We start from the raw sequence: 19,353 nt of genomic DNA on the forward strand, positions 1-19,353 counted from the left end.
TTTCTTTAGAAAAATGAATAAAAAAATAAAAGAGTTTATAAGCGTTCCACGTGGAACAAATTCTAAATAGTAATAAATAATTATCTACCCATATGAACTAACAATACTGAAACATCGCTTGGAGACACTCCACTTATTCTAGAGGCTTGTGATATTGTTACAGGTCTTATTTTTTCTAATTTTTGTCTCGCTTCAATACTCATAGACTTCAATTTTGAGTAATCAAAGTTAGATGGTATTTTAACGTTCTCTAATCTATTAAGTTTATCGGCATTGTTTTTTTCCTTATCTATATAACCTGAATACTTAACTTGAATTTCGGTTTGCTCAATAATCTCTTTATCTAAATTATGATCCTGAATGTAATTTTCAACAGCTTCGATTTTACGTACATCATCCATTGAAATATTTGGACGTGAGAAAATTTTAAATAACTTTCCTGACTGATTTACTTCTGCAGAATCATTACTTTCTAATATTGGATTAATATCTTCTGGCGATACACTTGTCTCTCTAAAAAAATCAACAAAAGCTTCAGATTTTGAATGCTTCTCTTCCATTCTTCTTAAACGCTTTTCACTTGCTAAACCAAGCTCATAACCCTTTGGTGTTAATCTAAAATCGGCATTATCTTGCCTTAATAGTGTTCTGTATTCTGCACGAGATGTAAACATTCTGTATGGCTCCTCAGTGCCTTTTGTAATTAAATCATCAATTAAAACTCCTATATAAGCTTCGCTTCTTTTTAATATAAACTCTTCTCGCTCTTGAACTTTTAATGCCGCATTTATACCAGCCATAAAACCTTGAGAAGCGGCTTCTTCATATCCAGTTGTTCCATTAATTTGTCCAGCAAAATACAAACCATCAACAAGCTTTGTTTCTAATGTATGCTTTAATTGGGTAGGCGGGAAATAATCATATTCAATTGCATATCCTGGACGGAAAAACTTCACGTTTTCAAACCCAGCAACAGAACGTAATGCTTTAAATTGTACATCTTCTGGTAGCGATGTTGAAAACCCATTTACATAAACCTCAACTGTATTCCAGCCTTCTGGTTCAACAAATAATTGATGTCTATCCTTATCGGCAAACCTATTTATTTTATCTTCAATTGAAGGGCAATAACGCGGACCTGTGCTTTGTATTCTACCATTAAACATTGGAGACCTTTCAAAACCATCACGAAGCAAATCATGAACCAAAGGACTTGTGTGAGTCATATGACAATCACGTTGAACGGTTAGTGGTTTTGTAATATCAGAGTACGAGAATTTTTCAGGCACTTCATCTCCTGGTTGTACAATCATCTTAGAATAATCTAGTGATCTACCATCAACTCTTGGAGGCGTTCCTGTTTTCATTCTGCCAGATTCAAACCCTAGTTGAACTAGCTCTTCAGTAATTCCTGTTGCAGCCCTTTCTCCCGCTCTTCCTCCGCCAAAATTCTTATCACCTATATGAATTAATCCGTTTAAAAAAGTTCCGTTTGTAAGCACTACTGACTTTCCTCTTACCTCAATTCCGAGCGACGTTTTAACACCAACCACCTTATGGTTTTCAATAATTAACCCAGAAACCATTTCCTGGTAAAAGTCGAGATTGGGAGTGTTTTCCAACATTAAACGCCAATCTTCCGCAAAGCGCATTCTATCACTCTGAACTCTCGGACTCCACATTGCTGGGCCTTTAGATTTGTTAAGCATTTTAAACTGTATGGCAGAAGTATCACTAACAATTCCGCTGTATCCGCCAAGTGCATCAATTTCTCTTACAATTTGCCCTTTTGCTATTCCTCCCATTGCAGGATTACAAGACATTTGAGCAATATTTTGTAGATTCATTGTGATAAGCAATGTTTTGCTTCCCATATTAGCAGCCGCAGCCGCAGCCTCGCTTCCTGCATGACCAGCTCCAACAACTATTACATCATAAACTTCGTTAAACATTTTATATAAGTGTTCCACGTGGAACGTTATTAGGTTTGTTATTTTTGAATTTGCAAATATACGCTGATTTACCGAATATTAAAGAATCTTGCTTATGTAGTAATTTTCTTTCAAGCGCATTGTCCTTTCTTCGTCTTCTGATTTGTCTTTATATCCACAATAATGAAGTACGCCATGAACCATAACTCGATTTAATTCATCAATAAATTCGACATTAAAATCATTGGCATTATCTCTTACTCTCTCAATAGAAATATATACATCTCCGTTAATCTCTTTACCTAAAGTGTAATCAAAACTAATAATATCTGTCAGAGTATCGTGGTTTAAAAACTCTAGATTAAGTTTTAATAAATAGTCATCGTCACAAAAAATATAATTAATTTCTCCTTCTCTAAACTCTTCCTCAGAGATTACCAAAGAAATCCAATTAGAAATTTGTTGCTCATTTTCTAAACTAAATTCTGTTTCGTAGTTAAAACTAATCATTACTCTTTTTTGAAATACTCTTGAACTTTCTTTTTATAAACTTGCTGCAAAGGTAGTGCTTGTCTATTTAAAATTTCAGTAGTATTAAAATATTCTTTAGCTGTTGGAATTTGAGAATTACTATTGTTATTATATTGTTTTGTGTTAGTCTCTGATTGTCGCTTATTGTCTTCTCCTTGTAAAAAAGTAGCATTTTCTAATTTCAATAATTGATGTTGCAAATCCATCATTTTTTGAAGCGTTTGATTGGTAAATCCTTTATTTATCAAATCTAACTCTATATCTTCCATTTTATTAAGCAGTTGCTTTCCTTGTCCACTTTTACCAGCTTCACCTAATTTGTTTTCTAAGGCTTGTCTTAATTGTTGTTGTTGCTGATAAATTCTATAAATCTCTCCGTTTAACTCTTCGTTTGTACCTTCTCCATTACCTTGTTGTTCTCCTCCTTTTCCATCTTTACCGTTCTTCCCTTCTTTGTTTCCTTTTTCATTTCCCGATTCACCTTCGCCTTCTCCTCCTTCTTTTTCACCTTCACCAGATTTACCTTTGTCGCTCTTATTCATTCCATCTTGCATTTGCTTGTTTAATTCTTCCTGACTCATAATGATATCTGGTAACTGCATTCCGCCACCACTACCTTGCCCCACGCCTTGTCCTTTCCCGTCTCCTTCACCTTCGCCAGGATTCATTTGCGCTTCCATGTTATCTAAAACATCGCTTAAAAAGCTGGCTAAATCGTTAGCAGCAGTTATTGAATATTGTTGAGCGGCAACACCTTGATATAGTTGATTTTCAGAAAGTTGAGCTAAAGACTTATCTATATTAAAAAACACATCAGTAATTTTAGTATTAACAACTTCAGATATTGTTGGTTGTCTTAATGAAAGTGCAAATAGGCTATCGTCAATGTGCTCAAAATGTTCACGTAAATTATTCTGTTTACGCAAAAATTTACCATAGTTGTTATGATTAATTTGAATGCTTTTAAACTGATTCATTAAACTTTCTTGATCGAATGAAAACAAAACTAAATTATCTAAAATTTGACGCAACATTGCTGCGTCTTCTTGAAGCTGCTCTTGTCCACCTGACTGCATTGCCTTGCCCATTTTAGCACTCATTTGCTTCATTTTTTTTGAAGCCTCCTTTTGCTTTTTTTGTGCGCTTTCCTTCTTTTGTAGAGCTCCTTTTTGATCTTTCTGCTCTTCATTTTTTTCTTTCTGCTCTAAGTCGTCAGTAGCATCTTCTTGATCTTTCTTGATTTCTTTTTCGGCTTCTTTGTCTTGCTCAACAGGAAGTGGCTTTTTAAGCTCTTCATTTTCCTTTTTCAAGTCTTCCATTTGTTTCTGAAAGTCTTCAAACGCTTTATTAAGCTCTTCTTGTTTTTCCTTTGTATTATTCTCTTGAGACTCTTTAGAAAGCTTATCTTGCTCTTCAGCTAACTTTTCAAGCTCTTTTTGAAGTTTTTCTGCCTTTTTTGCAACATAATAACGCTTTGTTAATTCTAATAGCTGCTCAAGACTTTTTTGTTTGTTTTTATTTTGCTTTGCTAACTTTTCAAGTTTATCACTTAATTCTTCTTTTTGAATTTTCTCTTGAAGCTTTTCTAATTCCTCTAATAGTTTTTCATCCCTTTTTAGCTGTTCTTCATTGTCTTTTAAGCGTTCTTTTAATTGCTCCTTAAACTCATCTCTTTCGTTATTTTCCTTTTGGAAATCTTCTAAATTCTCTTTCAACTTTTTGTTGAAATTCTGCATCATTTCTTCTTGTTGTTTTTGACGCTGGATAAAGTTTTCTAATTTCTTTTTGTCATTAAAATTAAGTTCGTTTTTCTCTTTCTGAATTTTTGACAGCTCTTCTAATTGCTTTTCTTGAGTTTTTAACTTATCAAACGATTTACTTAAATCTTTAATGGTTTCATTTTGCTCCTTAAGCTGTTTCTCCTCTTCTTCATCTTTTGTTAGCTTTCTGTAAGTAAACACATTGCTTTTAGTGCTCTTAAAATTATGAATCGCATCGTTATCAAACACTTGAAAATACAGCTCATAATTAACACCTTCTTCTAGTTGTAAATTATTAGGAAAAGCGGTTACAAATTCATCAAAATTAGAACCTGAAACATTCATTTTTTGAATAGATTTACGCTCTTCATCATCAGAAGGATAATAAACTAACCGTAGCTTACTTAATCCGTAATCATCACTTGCCTGTCCATGAAAATAAAGCGTTTGATTGTCTATTGAGTCTTTTTTAACCTGAATAGTTAACTCAGGATAATCGTCTCTAATAACGTTAATTGAAAATGCAAGATTCTCGTAATCTTTAAGCTTTTCATTACTTGTAGATATGTTATAATCTAAATTTTGATAAATACGTTTTGAAGCTTCAAAACTACCATCAGAAATATTTTTAAATTTAATAGTGTCTTTAGCATAAAGAGACACGTTGTTTGTTGAGCGTGTATTAATTCTCCAAATTACATTTGTTCCTTCTGGAATAGTGGTGCTTCCAGTACTTTTTAAAACCTCATCTACTCTATTTGTGTAGGATGGATAATCTAAAACCATTTCAAAATTAACAAGTGTTGGCACATGAATAACATCTAGCGAATAGTCTTTTGAGGTTACCGAATTAGCAGAAAGGTTAAAACTCAACTCATCTTTAGGTTGAGTAAATACATACTCAAACTGTCCTGGCAAAATTTGCTGTAAAAAATACGATTCGTTGTTATAATGAATCTGAGCGCTCTCTGGAATAACATCTCCTACGGTTTTTATAACAAGTTTAAAATCTTTGTTCTCTATAGCCTGTAGGTTTTCATTAACCACAAAAAATTGAAAAGGTGCTGGAGGCTCATAAGCTGTTTTATAATTAACAACTCGCTCATAACTATCGCTAAACAAATTAAAATGACCAGTTAAATAAGTAAACAATAAAAGTAAAACAGGAACTGCTGCGTATTTTAAATACTTTAGACTATTCTTAAAATTTACTGCTAATTTAAAAGGGATTGGCTGTAATTCTGCAGATTTCTGGTTAATACTCGCAAGCAAAAGTTCAGATTCGTTTGAATCTTCCTTAAGTTGAAGCACATTAAGCAGTTTGTCATTTACTTCAGGGAAATGTTGTCCAATTATTTTTGATGCATCTTTATAATTAATTCCTTTTTGAAGCTTAAATAATTTAGCTAAGGGAATAGCTATAAACTTTGTGAATAAAGCAATCTCTACTGCAATAAATAGCCAAAACAAAACTGTTCTTGCTGTTGGGTTAAGCCAAAGCACATATTCAATAAAAAGAGTAAATAAAAAATAAAGCAACCCAATAGCAAAAAACAAAATAGCGCCTTTAAGTAATTCATTAGAATAATAGCGTCTAATAAACTGCTCCAGTTTGTTTTGTATGTTAGTAAAATTATTCAACATCTCTTTATTTAACTCACTAAACTACAATTTTATTTTTATGTATAATTGACTAAATTTGATAAGGTTGTGTTAATTTCGAGGAATTAACGCTAATTTTAGACAAGATTCTCTTCTTAGAAGTAATGATAAAAGTTTTTCAATGAAAGATTTAAAATATTTGGCTGCGTTTTCAATTCCATTAGTGGCTTTTATTGGGTTGTATTTAAAAGGCTCATTTTCTTATTTAACAATAGTTTATGGGTTTGTTTTTATACCAATTTTAGAATTGGTTTTCCCAATAGACAACACTAATATTTCAGAAGAAGAATCAGATAATCGATTAAAAAAAAGAGTTTTTGACTGGCTTTTATACTTAAATCTTCCTGTAGTATACATTTTGGTAATATTGTCATTAATAACTATTTCAACAACAACCCTACAAGCCTATGAGTTTATTGGTTTGGTATTTACTGTTGGAATTGTTTTAGGTGTTAATGGTATTAATGTGGCACACGAACTTGGTCACAGACAAGCCACAAATGAGCGTTTTATAGGCAAGGCTTTATTACTGCCTGCTTTATATATGCATTTTTATATTGAGCACAACTATGGTCATCATTTGCATGCAGCCACAAAAGAAGATCCAGCAACGGCAAGATATAATCAATCGGTTTATTCATTTTGGTTCACTTCTATTTTTAGACAATATATAAACGCATGGAGTATTCAGAATAAACTTTTAAAAAATAATAATAACAGCTTCATTTCATTAAAAAACGATATGCTTTGGTATGTAGTTTTACAAGCGGCTTATTTATCTGTCGTTTTTGTGTTTTTTGGATTTTCAGGGTTTCTTTTTGCCCTTTTTGCAGGCGTTGTAGGTTTTGTTCTATTAGAAACTGTAAATTATATTGAGCATTATGGTTTATTAAGGCTTAAAACCGCTTCTGGTCGTTATGAACGCGTAAAAGAGATACATTCTTGGAACTCAAATCATGTGATTGGCAGAATTGTTTTATATGAACTTACACGACATAGCGATCATCATTACAAAACTTCTAAAAAATACCAAGTCTTAGATTGTCATGACCAAAGTCCACAAATGCCTTATGGTTATCCAACATCGATGGTTTTAGCAATGATTCCTCCTTTATGGTTTAAAGTGATGAATAAACGCATTCCGCGTGAAATGATTTTGGCTTAACTATTTCTATTCATAAATATCGTTTTATCTTTGCAGTCATAAATTAAAAATCATGACCAAAACTGTTCGTGTGCGTTTTGCACCAAGTCCAACAGGACCATTACATATAGGAGGTGTTCGTACTGCATTATTTAATTATTTATTTGCTAAAAAACATAATGGAACTTTTATCCTGCGTGTTGAAGATACAGATCAAAACAGGTATGTTGAAGGCGCTGAAGATTATATTGTAAAGGCATTAAACTGGTGCAATATTCCATTTGATGAAGGCCCTGGAAAGAATGAAAAATTTGGTCCATACAGACAAAGCGAACGTAAGCATTTATATAAACAATATGCTGACAAATTGGTTGCTTCTGGTAATGCATATTATGCATTTGATACCTCAGAAGATTTAGATGCTCATAGAAAAAATCATGAGGCAGAAGGAAAAACTTTTATCTATAATTGGCATAATCGTTTAAAACTAAGTAACTCATTATCGATGTCGGCTGATGAATTAAAAGCAAAGTTACAATCTGGTGATGATTATGTAATTCGTTTTAAATCCCCACAAGATCAAACTTTACATCTTACAGATATTATTCGTGGTGAAATGACTATAGATACAAACGTTTTAGATGACAAGGTGTTATTTAAAAGTGATGGTATGCCAACCTATCATCTAGCAAATATTGTAGATGACCATTTAATGGAAATTACACATGTTATTCGTGGTGAAGAATGGTTGCCTTCGTTGGCTTTACATTATCAATTATACGATGCTTTTGGTTGGGAAAAGCCAGAGTTTGCTCACTTACCTCTTATTCTTAAACCAACTGGAAAAGGAAAATTAAGTAAGCGTGATGGCGATAAATTAGGCTTTCCTGTATTTCCTTTATTATGGACAGACCCAGAAACACAAGAGGTTTCTAGAGGTTACAAAGAAGATGGATATTTCCCTGAAGCTATGGTTAATTTTTTAGCTTTTTTAGGTTGGAATCCAGGTACAGAACAAGAGATTTTTACTTTAGAAGAGCTCACTCAGGCTTTTGAATTGGAGCGCGTAAATAAATCTGGAGCTCGCTTTGATCCAGATAAAATAAAATGGTTTAATCATCATTATATGCAAGAACAAAACAATGATGAATTAGCAGAGTTGTTTAAAGCTTCAAGATTAGAATTAAAAGACATAGATGTAAATTATGTAGTCCTTGTAGTTGGTTTAGTAAAAGAGAGAGCAACATTTGTGAACGATTTATGGGACTTAAGTTCGTTCTTTTTTCAATCTCCAAAACAATACGATGAAAAATCCTTCGCTAAAATAGTTAATAATGATTCTCGTGAATTAATGAGCGAATTAACTCAGATGTTAAACAATATTTCAGATTTTACTACTGAGAATATTCAAACCGAAGTTAAATCTTGGATTGGAAAAAAAGAAGTGGGATTTGGTAAAGTAATGCAGCCATTGCGACTAGCGTTAGTTGGTGCTATGCAAGGTCCTGATGTGTTTGAAATTATATTTATGATTGGAAAAACACAGTCTGTTGAGCGTATAAAAAACTTAATTGAAACCGTTTAAAAATAAGCAATAGCTGAAAAAGTAAGCATAGATTGGTTTCCTTTAAATGATTTATTTGAAGGGTCTGTGTTTAAGTCTTGGTCATTAAGTTTTTTAAGCATATTAGTAACGCCATAAATATATTGAACACGTAGCTTAAAGTGATCAAAACCTGCAGTTGCTCCTATTGCTCCATTTACGTTAAACTTTGAAATATCAACAATCTCTTTGGCTTGTAGCGCACTATAACCATCTATAAAGTAATTTTCTTTGCTTTTGTCCTTTAAATCAAGTTTACCATTATACTGTAACATAGGTCCTACATCAATAGTAAAATTGTTTTTAACTATTTTAGCGTGTATTAAAAAAGCAACTTGAGCAGTCATTAATTTATACTCAACCATTTCAGAAGTGGTAGCTGATGGCAATGCTCTTGAAGAAACTCCGAAACTATTTTCAGATAATTGTAAAAGATAACTCACTGTATGCCATTTGTGAGGTATATCAACAGTTGCAGACATTGTACCAACCCAACCATTACCTTGTTGGGTTTCAAAATTATCGGTTAAAACATTAAACTGTGTAACTCCTCCTCCTATCCCAAAACCGTTGTAAATATTATATCTTCCGTGTTGCGAAAATAATTGTGTAACAAAACCTATACTAAATGCTACTAATAAAATAAGTTGTTTAAAATTCATGATTTGATGCTATTCAACAAATATAACTTAAATTAGTACTTTATATTTTCTAACCTTTAAAAAAACTGTTATGTCAATTTATTACATTCCTTTTATTTTCTTGGGAGTTTTAATTTTACTCTCTTCATTCTTTACTGTAAAACAGCAATCGGCTGCAATTATAGAGCGTTTTGGAAAGTTTCTTAGCATACGCCATTCTGGTTTACAGATGAAAATTCCTTTAATAGATAAGGTTTCTGGACGCTTAAGTTTAAAAATTCAACAATTAGATGTAATTGTAGAAACTAAAACTTTAGACGATGTATTTGTGAGGTTGAAAATTTCGGTTCAATATATGGTTATTAGAGACAAGGTATATGATGCATTTTACAGGCTAGATTATCCTCATGAGCAAATAACAAGTTATGTATTTGATGTTGTTCGTGCAGAAGTTCCAAAAATGAAATTAGATGATGTTTTCGTAAAAAAAGATGATATAGCAATTGCAGTGAAAACAGAACTTAATGATGCTATGTTAGACTATGGTTATGACATTATTAAAACACTTGTAACAGATATTGATCCTGATGCACAAGTAAAAGCTGCCATGAATAGAATTAATGCTTCAGAGCGTGAAAAAGTTGCTGCGCAGTATGAAGGTGATGCTCAACGTATTTTAATTGTTGAAAAGGCTAAAGCAGAAGCAGAAAGCAAGCGCTTACAAGGACAAGGTATTGCAGACCAGCGTCGCGAAATTGCTCGTGGTCTTGAAGAATCTGTAGAGGTTTTAAATAAAGTTGGTATTAACTCACAAGAAGCTTCGGCTTTAATTGTTGTTACACAACATTATGATACTTTACAGTCTATTGGAGAACATGTAAATAGTAATTTAATATTACTTCCTAACTCACCTCAAGCTGGTAGTGATATGCTTAATAATATGGTGGCTAGCTTTACAGCAAGTAATCAAATTGGCGAAGCAATGAAAGAAGCTAAAAACAGAAAAAAGAATAACGAATAGGCATATTTTTTTGTTAAACTAAAAAACCCTGGATATCTAATCTAGGGTTTTTGTTTAATATTCTTTCTTGTATTTTTTTACAATAGATTTAAGATTCTCTAAGTACTCTTTTAACATCTTTTCGTCCATTTTTTCTACTTTATTATCATCATCTGACAAAGTTATTGGCAACTCATCTAGATACTTTTGAAGCTCAGGATATTTATCTTCTATCGCTCTTGTTATCTGTGATATTTCAGTAAGTATTTTTTGTGATATTTTCATCGCTATGGGTTTTAGAATTGCCCATATAATTTACTAAAACATCTTGCCAATTCAAAATTTACAGTCTTAAAATCAACCCTTAAAAGGATGTCTTTCTTCCCATTCTTGAGTTGGATTCATTAACTTAAAAATGCGCTTTAAAACAATATTCATATACAGGTTTGTGTGTTTTAAATACACAAACATTTTTTGTGGTTTAGCACCAACAGAGCTTTTAATTTCCATTGCAGTGCGTGCATAAACAATTGAATTAAATTTGTTTTTAATAGCAAAATCAGCCATGTCATAAAGCATATTTAAATACATCTGGTTAGGATATTGATGTGCTTCATCATAGCCTAAAAAATAAGTTTCTAAAGCTGTTCCGTTAAGTATAAGTGTATAAAAACCGATTAAAGTATTATCAAGATAATAACCGATTACCTTAAAGTTCTCTTTTAGATTGTTTTTTAAAGCGTAAAAGTGTCCTTCTGGTAGTATAAACGTATTTATTTTAGCATTATCAGAGACGTTTTTATATAAATGATAAAGTTGTTTTGAGTGCTTTTGTACATCTTCTAAAGTCAGTTCCTTTTTAATGATGTTTCCTGCCTTTTTTCTAGCAACTTTATATCGTTGTTTATACTTTTTATTTAAATCTAAAAGATAGGCTTCAAAATCATTCCAATTGGGTTCAACATTCATAATCATGTTTGGTTGAACAGTTACCTTATGGAGTGTTAAAGTATGGAAAAAAGGTTTTTCAAGATGAATAGTGTCTTCTTTAAAGTAGTCCTTTAACATTATTATTCTTATGCGCTTTTTGTGCTCTTTTTTGATAGTGTTTTTAAGCTCGTAAATAGCTTTGTAAACGGTTTCTAAAAAATCTTTTTGTGTGATTTTATTAGTATCAAAATAAATTCCATGCTGACCTGTATGCATTAAATTTCCAACAACAAGCATATTCCCTTTTAAAAATTTAGAAATAAAATGTTTAAACTTTTGTTTAAAACAAGAGTCTTTATAGTTTCTAAAAATATCTTCAAGGTAAAGCTCTACACGCTGAATTATTGCCACGCCAACCAACCTCTCGTCATTAAAGATTCCTAAATAAAACCACGAGATATTATTTGGCGAAACGGTTTCTAGTGCTTTAAAATAGCTAGATTGTAAAAAAATGTCATGACGCACAAAATCATCCCAACCTAAGGGAAGTTCATTGCTATATTTATAAATATTAAAGTGTATCAAATTTAAAAAGAAAAGACTGAATGTAATTATTCAGCCTTTAGTGTAAAAGTAATCAATATTATTAAACCCAACCACAAATAATTGCTCCCATTATCATTAAAGAAACAATCCAATACCCTGAGTTAATAAAAATATATTTAGCGCTTTTATGTTCAAATAACCCATTAATAGCAATTAGAGGTAAAGCAAAAAACAATCCTGCTAAAAACCCGTGAAACGCGCCATGTTTAAAAGTTCTGTATGCCATGCCATAATCGTCCATAAATACTTGATAAGAAGGTAAAGCTGTTGTTGGGTCACCTCCTACCATGCCCATCGCTCCAATTTGATGAACGGTCAGCATCATTACTACCATTGAAATTAAAACCGAAAGAATAAGTGTTAATCCGAAGATTTTAAGCATATTCCCTTTTTTAAGCTGTTCTTCTGTAAGACCAGCTTCACGCATCCAAACTGTTCCGAAAACTTTAGGATGGTACCAAACAAAACCAACAACAAGTGTTGATACAGCTGCTGCTGCGATTGCAAGAAAATTCATTTCCATATTATAAAATGTATTAGTTAGTTGATTAAATGTACAAAAAAACCTCGAAGTTGAACATCTTCGAGGTTTATAAAATCATAAAACTGATCTTTTATTACATTATAGATTTTGCTTCAGAAACTAGTAAATCATCCTTGTCTTCAATTCCACTTTTAATAAAAGCATCTATTTCAGGATTGTGATCTTGACCGTTTTTTAAAAGCACACCAAGCGTTATCATTGTCGCAATACGAGTGCCTACTTTCTTGGCAGCAGTATTAAACCAAGGTTTAAGTTCATCATAGCTTACTTTTTTAGCTAATTCTTTAATTTCTGCTTTAGCCTTTTGTTGTTTCCCTTCAGGTAAGTTAGTGTACTTTTTACCTAATTGTTGAATAACATCAATAGCCTTGCGTTGTGGTTGATTGTTTTGTGGCTTTGATTGGTTTTGATTCTTGTTTTCAACTGGCTTTTGTTTTTCCCAAGAGTCACGCAAACCAACGGTTTTATTAAAAACCAATCTGTCAGAAGTTGAATCGCTATCAACATTAAAATACCCAATGCGTTGAAACTGGAACCTATCTCCAATTTTTGCTTCTTTTAAACTAGGTTCTAAATAAGCTGTTACTAATTTTAAAGATTCTGGGTTAATAAACTCCATAAAGTCTTTGTTAGGATGCGCATCTGGAGCTTCATCCATAAACAACCTGTCGTATTCTCTAACCTCAGCTTTTATAGCATGTTTTATAGATACCCAATGCAGTGTTCCTTTTACTTTTTTAGAAGTGTCTTCAGTATAGGTACAGTGAATTTCTTTAACATTTCCATTAGCGTCTTTTACAACACTTTCGGCTTTGATTATATAAGCGTTTTTAAGTCGTACTTCTCCTCCTAATTTTAGTCTAAAAAACTTGTTGCCTGCTTGTTCTTTAAAGTCATCCTTTTCAATATATAACTCACGAGAAAAAGGTACTTTTCTAAATCCTGCACTTTCGTCTTCCTGATTATTTTCGGCTTCCAGCCATTCTTCTTTATCTTCAGGATAATTAGTAATAACCAATTTAACAGGATCTAAAACAGCCATAACACGAGGTGCTGTTTTGTTTAAATCTTCTCGAATACAAAACTCTAATAAAGCAACATCAATAACATTATCGCGTTTGGCAACTCCTACAGTTTCAACAAACTTTCTAATAGCATTTGGTGTATAACCTCGACGACGCAAACCAGATATAGTTGGCATACGAGGGTCGTCCCAACCAGTAACCACACCATCTTCAACAAGCTTAAGTAGTTTACGCTTGCTCATAATAGTATAGCTTAAATTTAAACGTGCAAATTCACGCTGTTTTGGGCGTAATTTGTCTTCTACCACTACTTGGTCTAAAAACCAATCATAAAGCTCTCTATGAGGCTTAAATTCAAGCGAACATAAACTGTGAGAAATACTTTCGATATAATCACTTTCACCATGAGTCCAGTCGTACATTGGATAAATACACCAATCGTTTCCTGTTCTGTGATGATGCTTCTTTAACACACGATACATAATTGGGTCGCGCATAAGCATATTTGGGTGTTGCATATCAATTTTTGCACGTAACACATGTGAGCCTTCATCAAACTCACCATTTTTCATTTTCTCGAATAGTTCAAGATTTTCTTCTACTGTTCTATTGCGATAAGGTCCATCAACACCTGGTTGTGTTGGAGTGCCTTTTTGTTCTGCCATTGCTTCTGAAGATTGAGAGTCGACATAGGCTTTTCCTTCTTTTATAAATTTAACAGCCCAATCATACAATTGCTGAAAATAATCAGACGAATACAACTCATTTGCCCACTTGTAACCTAACCAAGTGATGTCTTCTTTTATAGCATCAACATATTCTTGCTCTTCTTTTGCTGGATTAGTATCATCAAAACGAAGGTTAACAGGAGCGTTGTATTTTTCACCCAACCCAAAACTAATTCCTATAGCTTTAGTGTGACCTATGTGTAAATATCCATTTGGTTCTGGTGGAAAACGAAAACGCAAATCGTTTTTAGGCATTCCGTTAGCTAAATCTTCTTCTATGATATGCTCAATAAAATTGAGTGATTTTGTTTCTTCAGACATATTTAAAAATAAAAAGCAAAGTTATTAAAATATAGTATACTATTTTTGTGGAAAATGAATTGTTTTGGGAATCATTAAAGTTGAAAATATTCGCGTATTTGCTAATCATGGTTGTTTAACCGAAGAAACTAAAATTGGTAGTGATTATCGTGTAGATTTAGAGGTAAAAGCAAATTTGCAACCATCGGCAAAATCTGATTTATTGAGTGATACTGTAGATTATGTGTTTTTAAACAGAATTGTGCGAGAGGAAATGAAAAAGCCTACACATTTGCTTGAAACTGTTGCGAAACGTATATTAGTTCGTATATTGAATGAATCTGAAATGGTTAATAAAGTAACTGTTGCCATTAGTAAATTAAACCCTCCTATTGGTGGTGATGTTGAGATGGTAACGATAAAAATGACCGAAAAGCGAAAAAAACAGAAGTAAATAGTGTAAAAACTTTATTTTTTTTACATTTGCCCTTCAATTATGGTGTCGTGGCCGAGTGGCTAGGCTCAGCTCTGCAAAAGCTGCTACAGCGGTTCGAATCCGCTCGACACCTCAAAAACCTTCAATTTATGTTGAGGGTTTTTTTATTGTAAAATTTTTAAGAAAAATTAATTAAAATATAACAAAAGCTGCTACAGCAATTCTATCGAAGCCACAGAAATCTTAACAATTAAAAACCTTTAGCTTATGTTGAGAATTTATTATTTAAGCTTTTAAAGGACTTATTTTTTCTATTCTTTCTTGTAGCTTTTCTTTTTCTTTTGGGAAAAATCCTTGAGCCAATAGTAATACTCCAAAACCTAAAATTACCAATGCTATGATTTTTTTAGTTTTAAAAATACGTCTTGGAGTTAGCTTGTTTCTTAGTTTTTTAGCTACTGCTATTTTAAAAAGGTCAACAACAAAATAAACTATTAAAATAGTACTTAAAAACACAATAAGACCTTCTTTAGATTGTGTTAATGAGTTACCAATAACTATAAACCCAAGCCAACCAACTAACACACCAATATTAATAAAGTTGAGTAAAAACCCTTTTAAAAATAACTTTCCATAGTTTTTTTGAATTTCAATTTTATGGTATTCTCTAACTATAGAGCGGAAAGATTTTGATGTTTTAATAAATGAAATAATACCATAAATCAATAAAATTACGCCTCCAAAAATTAGAAAATTAGGGTCGTCTTTAATTTTTTCAAGAAGTTTATTGGTACTAAAAAAAGCAACTATAATAAAAAAAGCATCAGCAAGCATAACGCCTAAATCGAATATTAAGGCGCTTTTAAATCCTTTAGTAGCACTAGTTTCTAGAAGTACAAAAAAAACTGGCCCAATAGTAAAAGCTAGTATAAAACCAAAAGGGATGGCTGATAAAATATCGTTGAACATGCAATTTGTGATTTCAACAAATTTAGAAAAAAGAACTGACTATTCTTACATTCGTCTTACTCTTCCTCCTAATGCAGTATCTTCATTTATTGTTTGTGGATTACCATAGATATTTACATCGCCTCCAGCTCTAATTTTAGCATTAACAGTTTCTGAAGCATTTACATCGGCTTCACCTGCTGCTTTTATACTTACGCTTGTGGTTTTTGTCTCGAAAGCTTTACCTTCATAAACACCTCCTGTTGATAAGGAAATATCTTGAGAGCTTGCTTTACCTCTAGTTTCAACAACACCTCCACTGACTGCTTTAATATCAACTTTATTGACATCTAAACCTATTTTTAAACGCGCTCCTTCTTGTGCCTTAAGCTCTATATAATCTTGCTCAATAAGTTCATTAGAAGATATAAATGAACCTTCATTACCATCTATTATAGTTAATTTTGTGTAGTGGACAGCAACAAACGTTTTAGTTCCGTTAAAGATTTTATCAAACTTCATTCTTATTTTAAGCTTTCCGTCTTTATTGATAACTTCAACGTCACTTACATCTTCACCTTTTACAATAACTTTGTTTTCATTAGATTTTATTAGATTAACCTCTATTAAATCATACACTTTTACTTCATTAAACTCACCAACTTCTTTTTCTAAGGGGTTTTGTGCTGACAGATTCAACGATACTAATACGATAATAACTGATACTAAAAATTTCATATGTAAATTGTTTTATAGATAATGTAACACAAAAAATGTTCCATTAGTATAGATAACACTATTAATGTTTTGTTACAGTTTAAGCAACATTTACTGCTGTTCCTGTTACTGATACAAAAAAATATGAACCATTTACAGTTTCTACATCTACACTAATTCCTAAAACAGCATTAGCATTTAATTTAGTAGCATTGTCTTTTAACTTTTGAAACGCCTGCTCTTTTGCCTCAGTCATAACATTTGCAATCATCTCCATATTTTTCTCAGTTTTAAAAGAAAACTTAGTTTTTAATTCTGAAGACGTTCCAGAAACTATGCCTTTATATTCAATTACTTTAAAACCTTCTATTGTATTTGTTGTTGTAAGAATCATAATTATTTAGTTTATAAATAAGTCCTTTTAAAGATTTGTTTGTTACAAAACGAATTGTTATTCTGGTTTACCTATTAAGTTAAAATCTAAATGTTTTTTAACTAAATCGGTGTTTTTAACTTTTACCACAACTTCATCACCTAATTGATAAGTCATTCCTGTTTTTTTACCAATCATTGCGTATTGTGATTCATCAAACTGATAATGGTCATCATTCATATCTCTTACACTTACCATACCTTCGCACTTATTAGAAATAATCTCTACGTAAATTCCCCAATCGGTAACACCAGAAATTACTCCAACAAATTCTTCATCTTTATGATCTTCCATAAAACGAATTTGCATGTATTTGATAGAGTCTCTTTCTGCTTTAGTGGCTAAATTTTCCATATTACTTGAATGAGCACATTTATCTTCATAAACATCTTCATTAGCAGATTTACCTCCATCTAAATAATGTTGTAATAAACGATGAGCCATAACATCTGGATAGCGACGAATAGGTGATGTAAAATGACTATAGTAATCGAAAGCAAGTCCGTAATGACCAATATTATGTGTGGTGTATTCAGCTTTACTCATGCTTCGTATTGCTAAAGTATCAACTAAATTTTGTTCTTTTTTTCCTTGTACATCTCTTAATAAACCATTTAATGATGAAGAAATACTGTTTCTGTCTTTAAAGTTTAATTTATATCCAAATTTTGAAACAATACCTTGTAAAGCGGCTAGTTTACTTGAGTCTGGTTCATCATGAACACGATACACAAATGTTTTTTTAGGAGACTGTTTACCTATAAACTCTGCTACTTTTCTGTTAGCAAGTAACATAAACTCTTCAATAAGTTTATTAGCATCTTTACTGGTTTTAAAATATACTCCAACTGGATTTGCTTTTTCGTCTAAATCGAATTTTACTTCTACTTTATCAAAAGAAATAGCACCTTCTTTCATACGTTTACGACGCATAATTTTAGCTAAATCATCCATTTTTAAAACAGCATCTGCAATTTTTTGGTCTGTTTGATATGCTTTTCCTGTAAGCGAAACATCTTCTGGAATTGAATTAGTTTTAGATTCAATTATCGCTTGAGCTTCTTCGTAAGCAAATCGAGCATCACTATAAGTTACTGTGCGCCCAAACCATTGATTTTTTACTTCAGCTTTATCGTTTATTTGAAATACAGCAGAGAAGGTATATTTCTCTTCATGTGGACGTAATGAACATGCATTATTTGATAATACTTCTGGTAACATTGGTACTACTCTATCTACAAGATATACTGATGTTGCTCTTTCATAAGCTTCATCATCTAAAATAGTTCCTTCTTGAAGATAATGAGAAACATCTGCTATATGAATTCCTATTTCATATAATCCATTATTTAACACTTCAAATGATAATGCATCATCAAAATCTTTAGCATCTTTAGGATCGATGGTAAAGGTTAAAACATCTCGCATATCACGTCGTTTTGCTATTTCAGCTTTAGTAATAGATGTATCTAATTTATTAGCAAACTCTTCAACTTCGTGTGGAAACTCATAAGGTAAACCATACTCAGCAAGTATAGAATGTATTTCAGTATTATGTTCTCCAGGTTTACCTAAAACTTTTAATACTTTACCATAAGGTGAGTCTGCATTATCTGGCCAATCTTCAAGTAATACTAATACTTTATCACCATCTTCTGCTTTATTAATTTTGTTAATTGGTACAAAAATATCCTTATACATCTTTGTACTATCAGTAACTACAAAAGCATAGTTTTTATGTATTTGAATTGTACCTACATAATCACTTTTAGCACGTTTAATTATATTGGTTATTTCACCTTCAAATTTTCCTTTTTTACGACGTTTATAAACGTAAAATTCTACTTCATCACCATCTAATGCTTTATTAATATTATTTGAAGCAATAAATACATCTTCATTAAAATCTTCACAAATAATATATCCTGTTCCTTTAGAAGATAAGTCTAAAATACCTGAATGATATTCAGTATTAATTACAGCTTTAAACTTACCACGTTCAACTTCTTCTATTTCTTTATTAGCAAGTAGTTGATGTAGCTTTTTTATAATTTGATTTCTACTACTAGCATCATTTACTCCGAGTTTAGCAGCAATTTGTTTATAGTTGAATGATTGGTTTCTATCTTTTTTTAAAATACTTAGAATTGTATTTGTAAGGTTAGAAATTCCTTTATTGGATTTCTTTTTTTTCTTTCTTGTCATTTAAAATTTTTAATCATATTGATTTTCTAATCCCAGAGAAATGGGAGAAAATTGAATTATCATAAACTTAATATAAGGAGAAGTTTGATTATTAAGTTTTTACAAATCTACGGTTTTAATATTTAACATAATTTTCTACCCCTTACATTTAACCTTTTTTTAAAGATAAGAGTATTTAAAATACTAAACATAAAGCTAAAAAAGATGTT

The 19,353-nt window shown here is 31.7% G+C and carries 16 protein-coding genes and 1 tRNA gene; 5 read left to right on the forward strand and 12 right to left on the reverse strand.

Annotation, left to right across the window (positions count from 1 at the left end; translation table 11 throughout):
* Nucleotides 1–80: 80 nt before the first annotated feature.
* The 3 genes from mnmG to IEW41_RS06845 form a co-directional block, all read right to left on the reverse strand.
* Nucleotides 81–1,952, reverse strand: a complete 1,872-nt coding sequence (gene mnmG, locus IEW41_RS06835; RefSeq protein ID WP_188605547.1) for a tRNA uridine-5-carboxymethylaminomethyl(34) synthesis enzyme MnmG — start codon at nucleotides 1,950–1,952, stop codon at nucleotides 81–83.
* Between the two features lie 78 nt (nucleotides 1,953–2,030).
* On the reverse strand, nucleotides 2,031–2,441 hold the full coding sequence (gene ybeY, locus IEW41_RS06840; protein ID WP_188605548.1) for an rRNA maturation RNase YbeY: 411 nt from the start codon (nucleotides 2,439–2,441) through the stop codon (nucleotides 2,031–2,033).
* Nucleotides 2,441–5,866, reverse strand: coding sequence for a coiled-coil domain-containing protein (locus IEW41_RS06845; RefSeq protein ID WP_229660186.1), 3,426 nt, complete (start codon nucleotides 5,864–5,866; stop codon nucleotides 2,441–2,443). Before IEW41_RS06845 ends, ybeY begins: the two co-directional genes overlap by 1 nt.
* Before the next feature lie 139 nt (nucleotides 5,867–6,005).
* Here IEW41_RS06845 and IEW41_RS06850 point away from each other — a divergent pair, with 139 nt between their 5' ends.
* Nucleotides 6,006–7,049 (forward strand): alkane 1-monooxygenase, encoded by a 1,044-nt coding sequence (locus tag IEW41_RS06850; RefSeq protein ID WP_188605549.1) that lies wholly within the window; start codon nucleotides 6,006–6,008, stop codon nucleotides 7,047–7,049.
* A gap of 52 nt (nucleotides 7,050–7,101) precedes the next feature.
* Entirely contained in the window at nucleotides 7,102–8,613 is a 1,512-nt protein-coding gene (gene gltX / locus IEW41_RS06855; protein WP_188605550.1) for a glutamate--tRNA ligase, read from the forward strand.
* Here the strand turns inward: gltX and IEW41_RS06860 are convergent.
* Nucleotides 8,610–9,293 carry a hypothetical protein gene (locus tag IEW41_RS06860; protein ID WP_188605551.1) on the reverse strand — a complete coding sequence of 228 codons (684 nt, stop codon included), beginning with the start codon at nucleotides 9,291–9,293 and terminating at the stop codon, nucleotides 8,610–8,612. The two genes, gltX and IEW41_RS06860, sit on opposite strands and share 4 nt — an antisense overlap.
* Nucleotides 9,294–9,363: 70 nt before the next feature.
* On the opposite strand from IEW41_RS06860, the gene IEW41_RS06865 reads away from it, so the two are divergent.
* Nucleotides 9,364–10,293: an SPFH domain-containing protein gene (locus tag IEW41_RS06865; protein WP_188605552.1), complete on the forward strand. Its 930-nt coding sequence runs from the start codon at nucleotides 9,364–9,366 to the stop codon at nucleotides 10,291–10,293.
* 54 nt (nucleotides 10,294–10,347) lie between these two features.
* Here IEW41_RS06865 and IEW41_RS06870 read toward each other — a convergent pair whose 3' ends face one another.
* From IEW41_RS06870 to IEW41_RS06885, 4 genes are all read right to left on the reverse strand, one after another.
* Nucleotides 10,348–10,557 (reverse strand): hypothetical protein, encoded by a 210-nt coding sequence (locus tag IEW41_RS06870; protein WP_188605553.1) that lies wholly within the window; start codon nucleotides 10,555–10,557, stop codon nucleotides 10,348–10,350.
* Between the two features lie 72 nt (nucleotides 10,558–10,629).
* Nucleotides 10,630–11,787 carry a GNAT family N-acetyltransferase gene (locus tag IEW41_RS06875; RefSeq protein ID WP_188605554.1) on the reverse strand — a complete coding sequence of 386 codons (1,158 nt, stop codon included), beginning with the start codon at nucleotides 11,785–11,787 and terminating at the stop codon, nucleotides 10,630–10,632.
* Nucleotides 11,788–11,848: 61 nt separating this feature from the next.
* Complete coding sequence (locus IEW41_RS06880) at nucleotides 11,849–12,331, reverse strand: DUF1761 domain-containing protein (protein WP_188605555.1); 483 nt, start codon at nucleotides 12,329–12,331, stop codon at nucleotides 11,849–11,851.
* Nucleotides 12,332–12,425: 94 nt separating this feature from the next.
* On the reverse strand, nucleotides 12,426–14,426 hold the full coding sequence (locus IEW41_RS06885; RefSeq protein ID WP_188605556.1) for a glutamine--tRNA ligase/YqeY domain fusion protein: 2,001 nt from the start codon (nucleotides 14,424–14,426) through the stop codon (nucleotides 12,426–12,428).
* Between the two features lie 64 nt (nucleotides 14,427–14,490).
* Here IEW41_RS06885 and folB point away from each other — a divergent pair, with 64 nt between their 5' ends.
* Both folB and IEW41_RS06895 read left to right on the forward strand, forming a co-directional pair.
* A complete protein-coding gene (gene folB / locus IEW41_RS06890; RefSeq protein WP_188605557.1) occupies nucleotides 14,491–14,859 on the forward strand; it encodes a dihydroneopterin aldolase in 369 nt (122 codons plus the stop codon).
* A gap of 44 nt (nucleotides 14,860–14,903) precedes the next feature.
* Nucleotides 14,904–14,974, forward strand: a tRNA-Cys gene (locus tag IEW41_RS06895).
* Nucleotides 14,975–15,126: 152 nt separating this feature from the next.
* Here the strand turns inward: IEW41_RS06895 and IEW41_RS06900 are convergent.
* The 4 genes from IEW41_RS06900 to rnr form a co-directional block, all read right to left on the reverse strand.
* Nucleotides 15,127–15,810, reverse strand: a complete 684-nt coding sequence (locus IEW41_RS06900) for a LysE family translocator (RefSeq protein WP_188605558.1) — start codon at nucleotides 15,808–15,810, stop codon at nucleotides 15,127–15,129.
* 45 nt (nucleotides 15,811–15,855) lie between these two features.
* Nucleotides 15,856–16,527, reverse strand: coding sequence for a head GIN domain-containing protein (locus IEW41_RS06905; protein WP_188605559.1), 672 nt, complete (start codon nucleotides 16,525–16,527; stop codon nucleotides 15,856–15,858).
* 79 nt (nucleotides 16,528–16,606) lie between these two features.
* Nucleotides 16,607–16,900 carry a YbjQ family protein gene (locus tag IEW41_RS06910; RefSeq protein WP_188605560.1) on the reverse strand — a complete coding sequence of 98 codons (294 nt, stop codon included), beginning with the start codon at nucleotides 16,898–16,900 and terminating at the stop codon, nucleotides 16,607–16,609.
* A 57-nt stretch (nucleotides 16,901–16,957) separates the two neighbouring features.
* Nucleotides 16,958–19,144: a ribonuclease R gene (gene rnr, locus IEW41_RS06915; protein WP_188605561.1), complete on the reverse strand. Its 2,187-nt coding sequence runs from the start codon at nucleotides 19,142–19,144 to the stop codon at nucleotides 16,958–16,960.
* Nucleotides 19,145–19,353 lie beyond the last annotated feature (209 nt).

The organism is Aquaticitalea lipolytica (assembly GCF_014641635.1).
GTDB classification, from domain to species: Bacteria; Bacteroidota; Bacteroidia; order Flavobacteriales; family Flavobacteriaceae; genus Aquaticitalea; species Aquaticitalea lipolytica.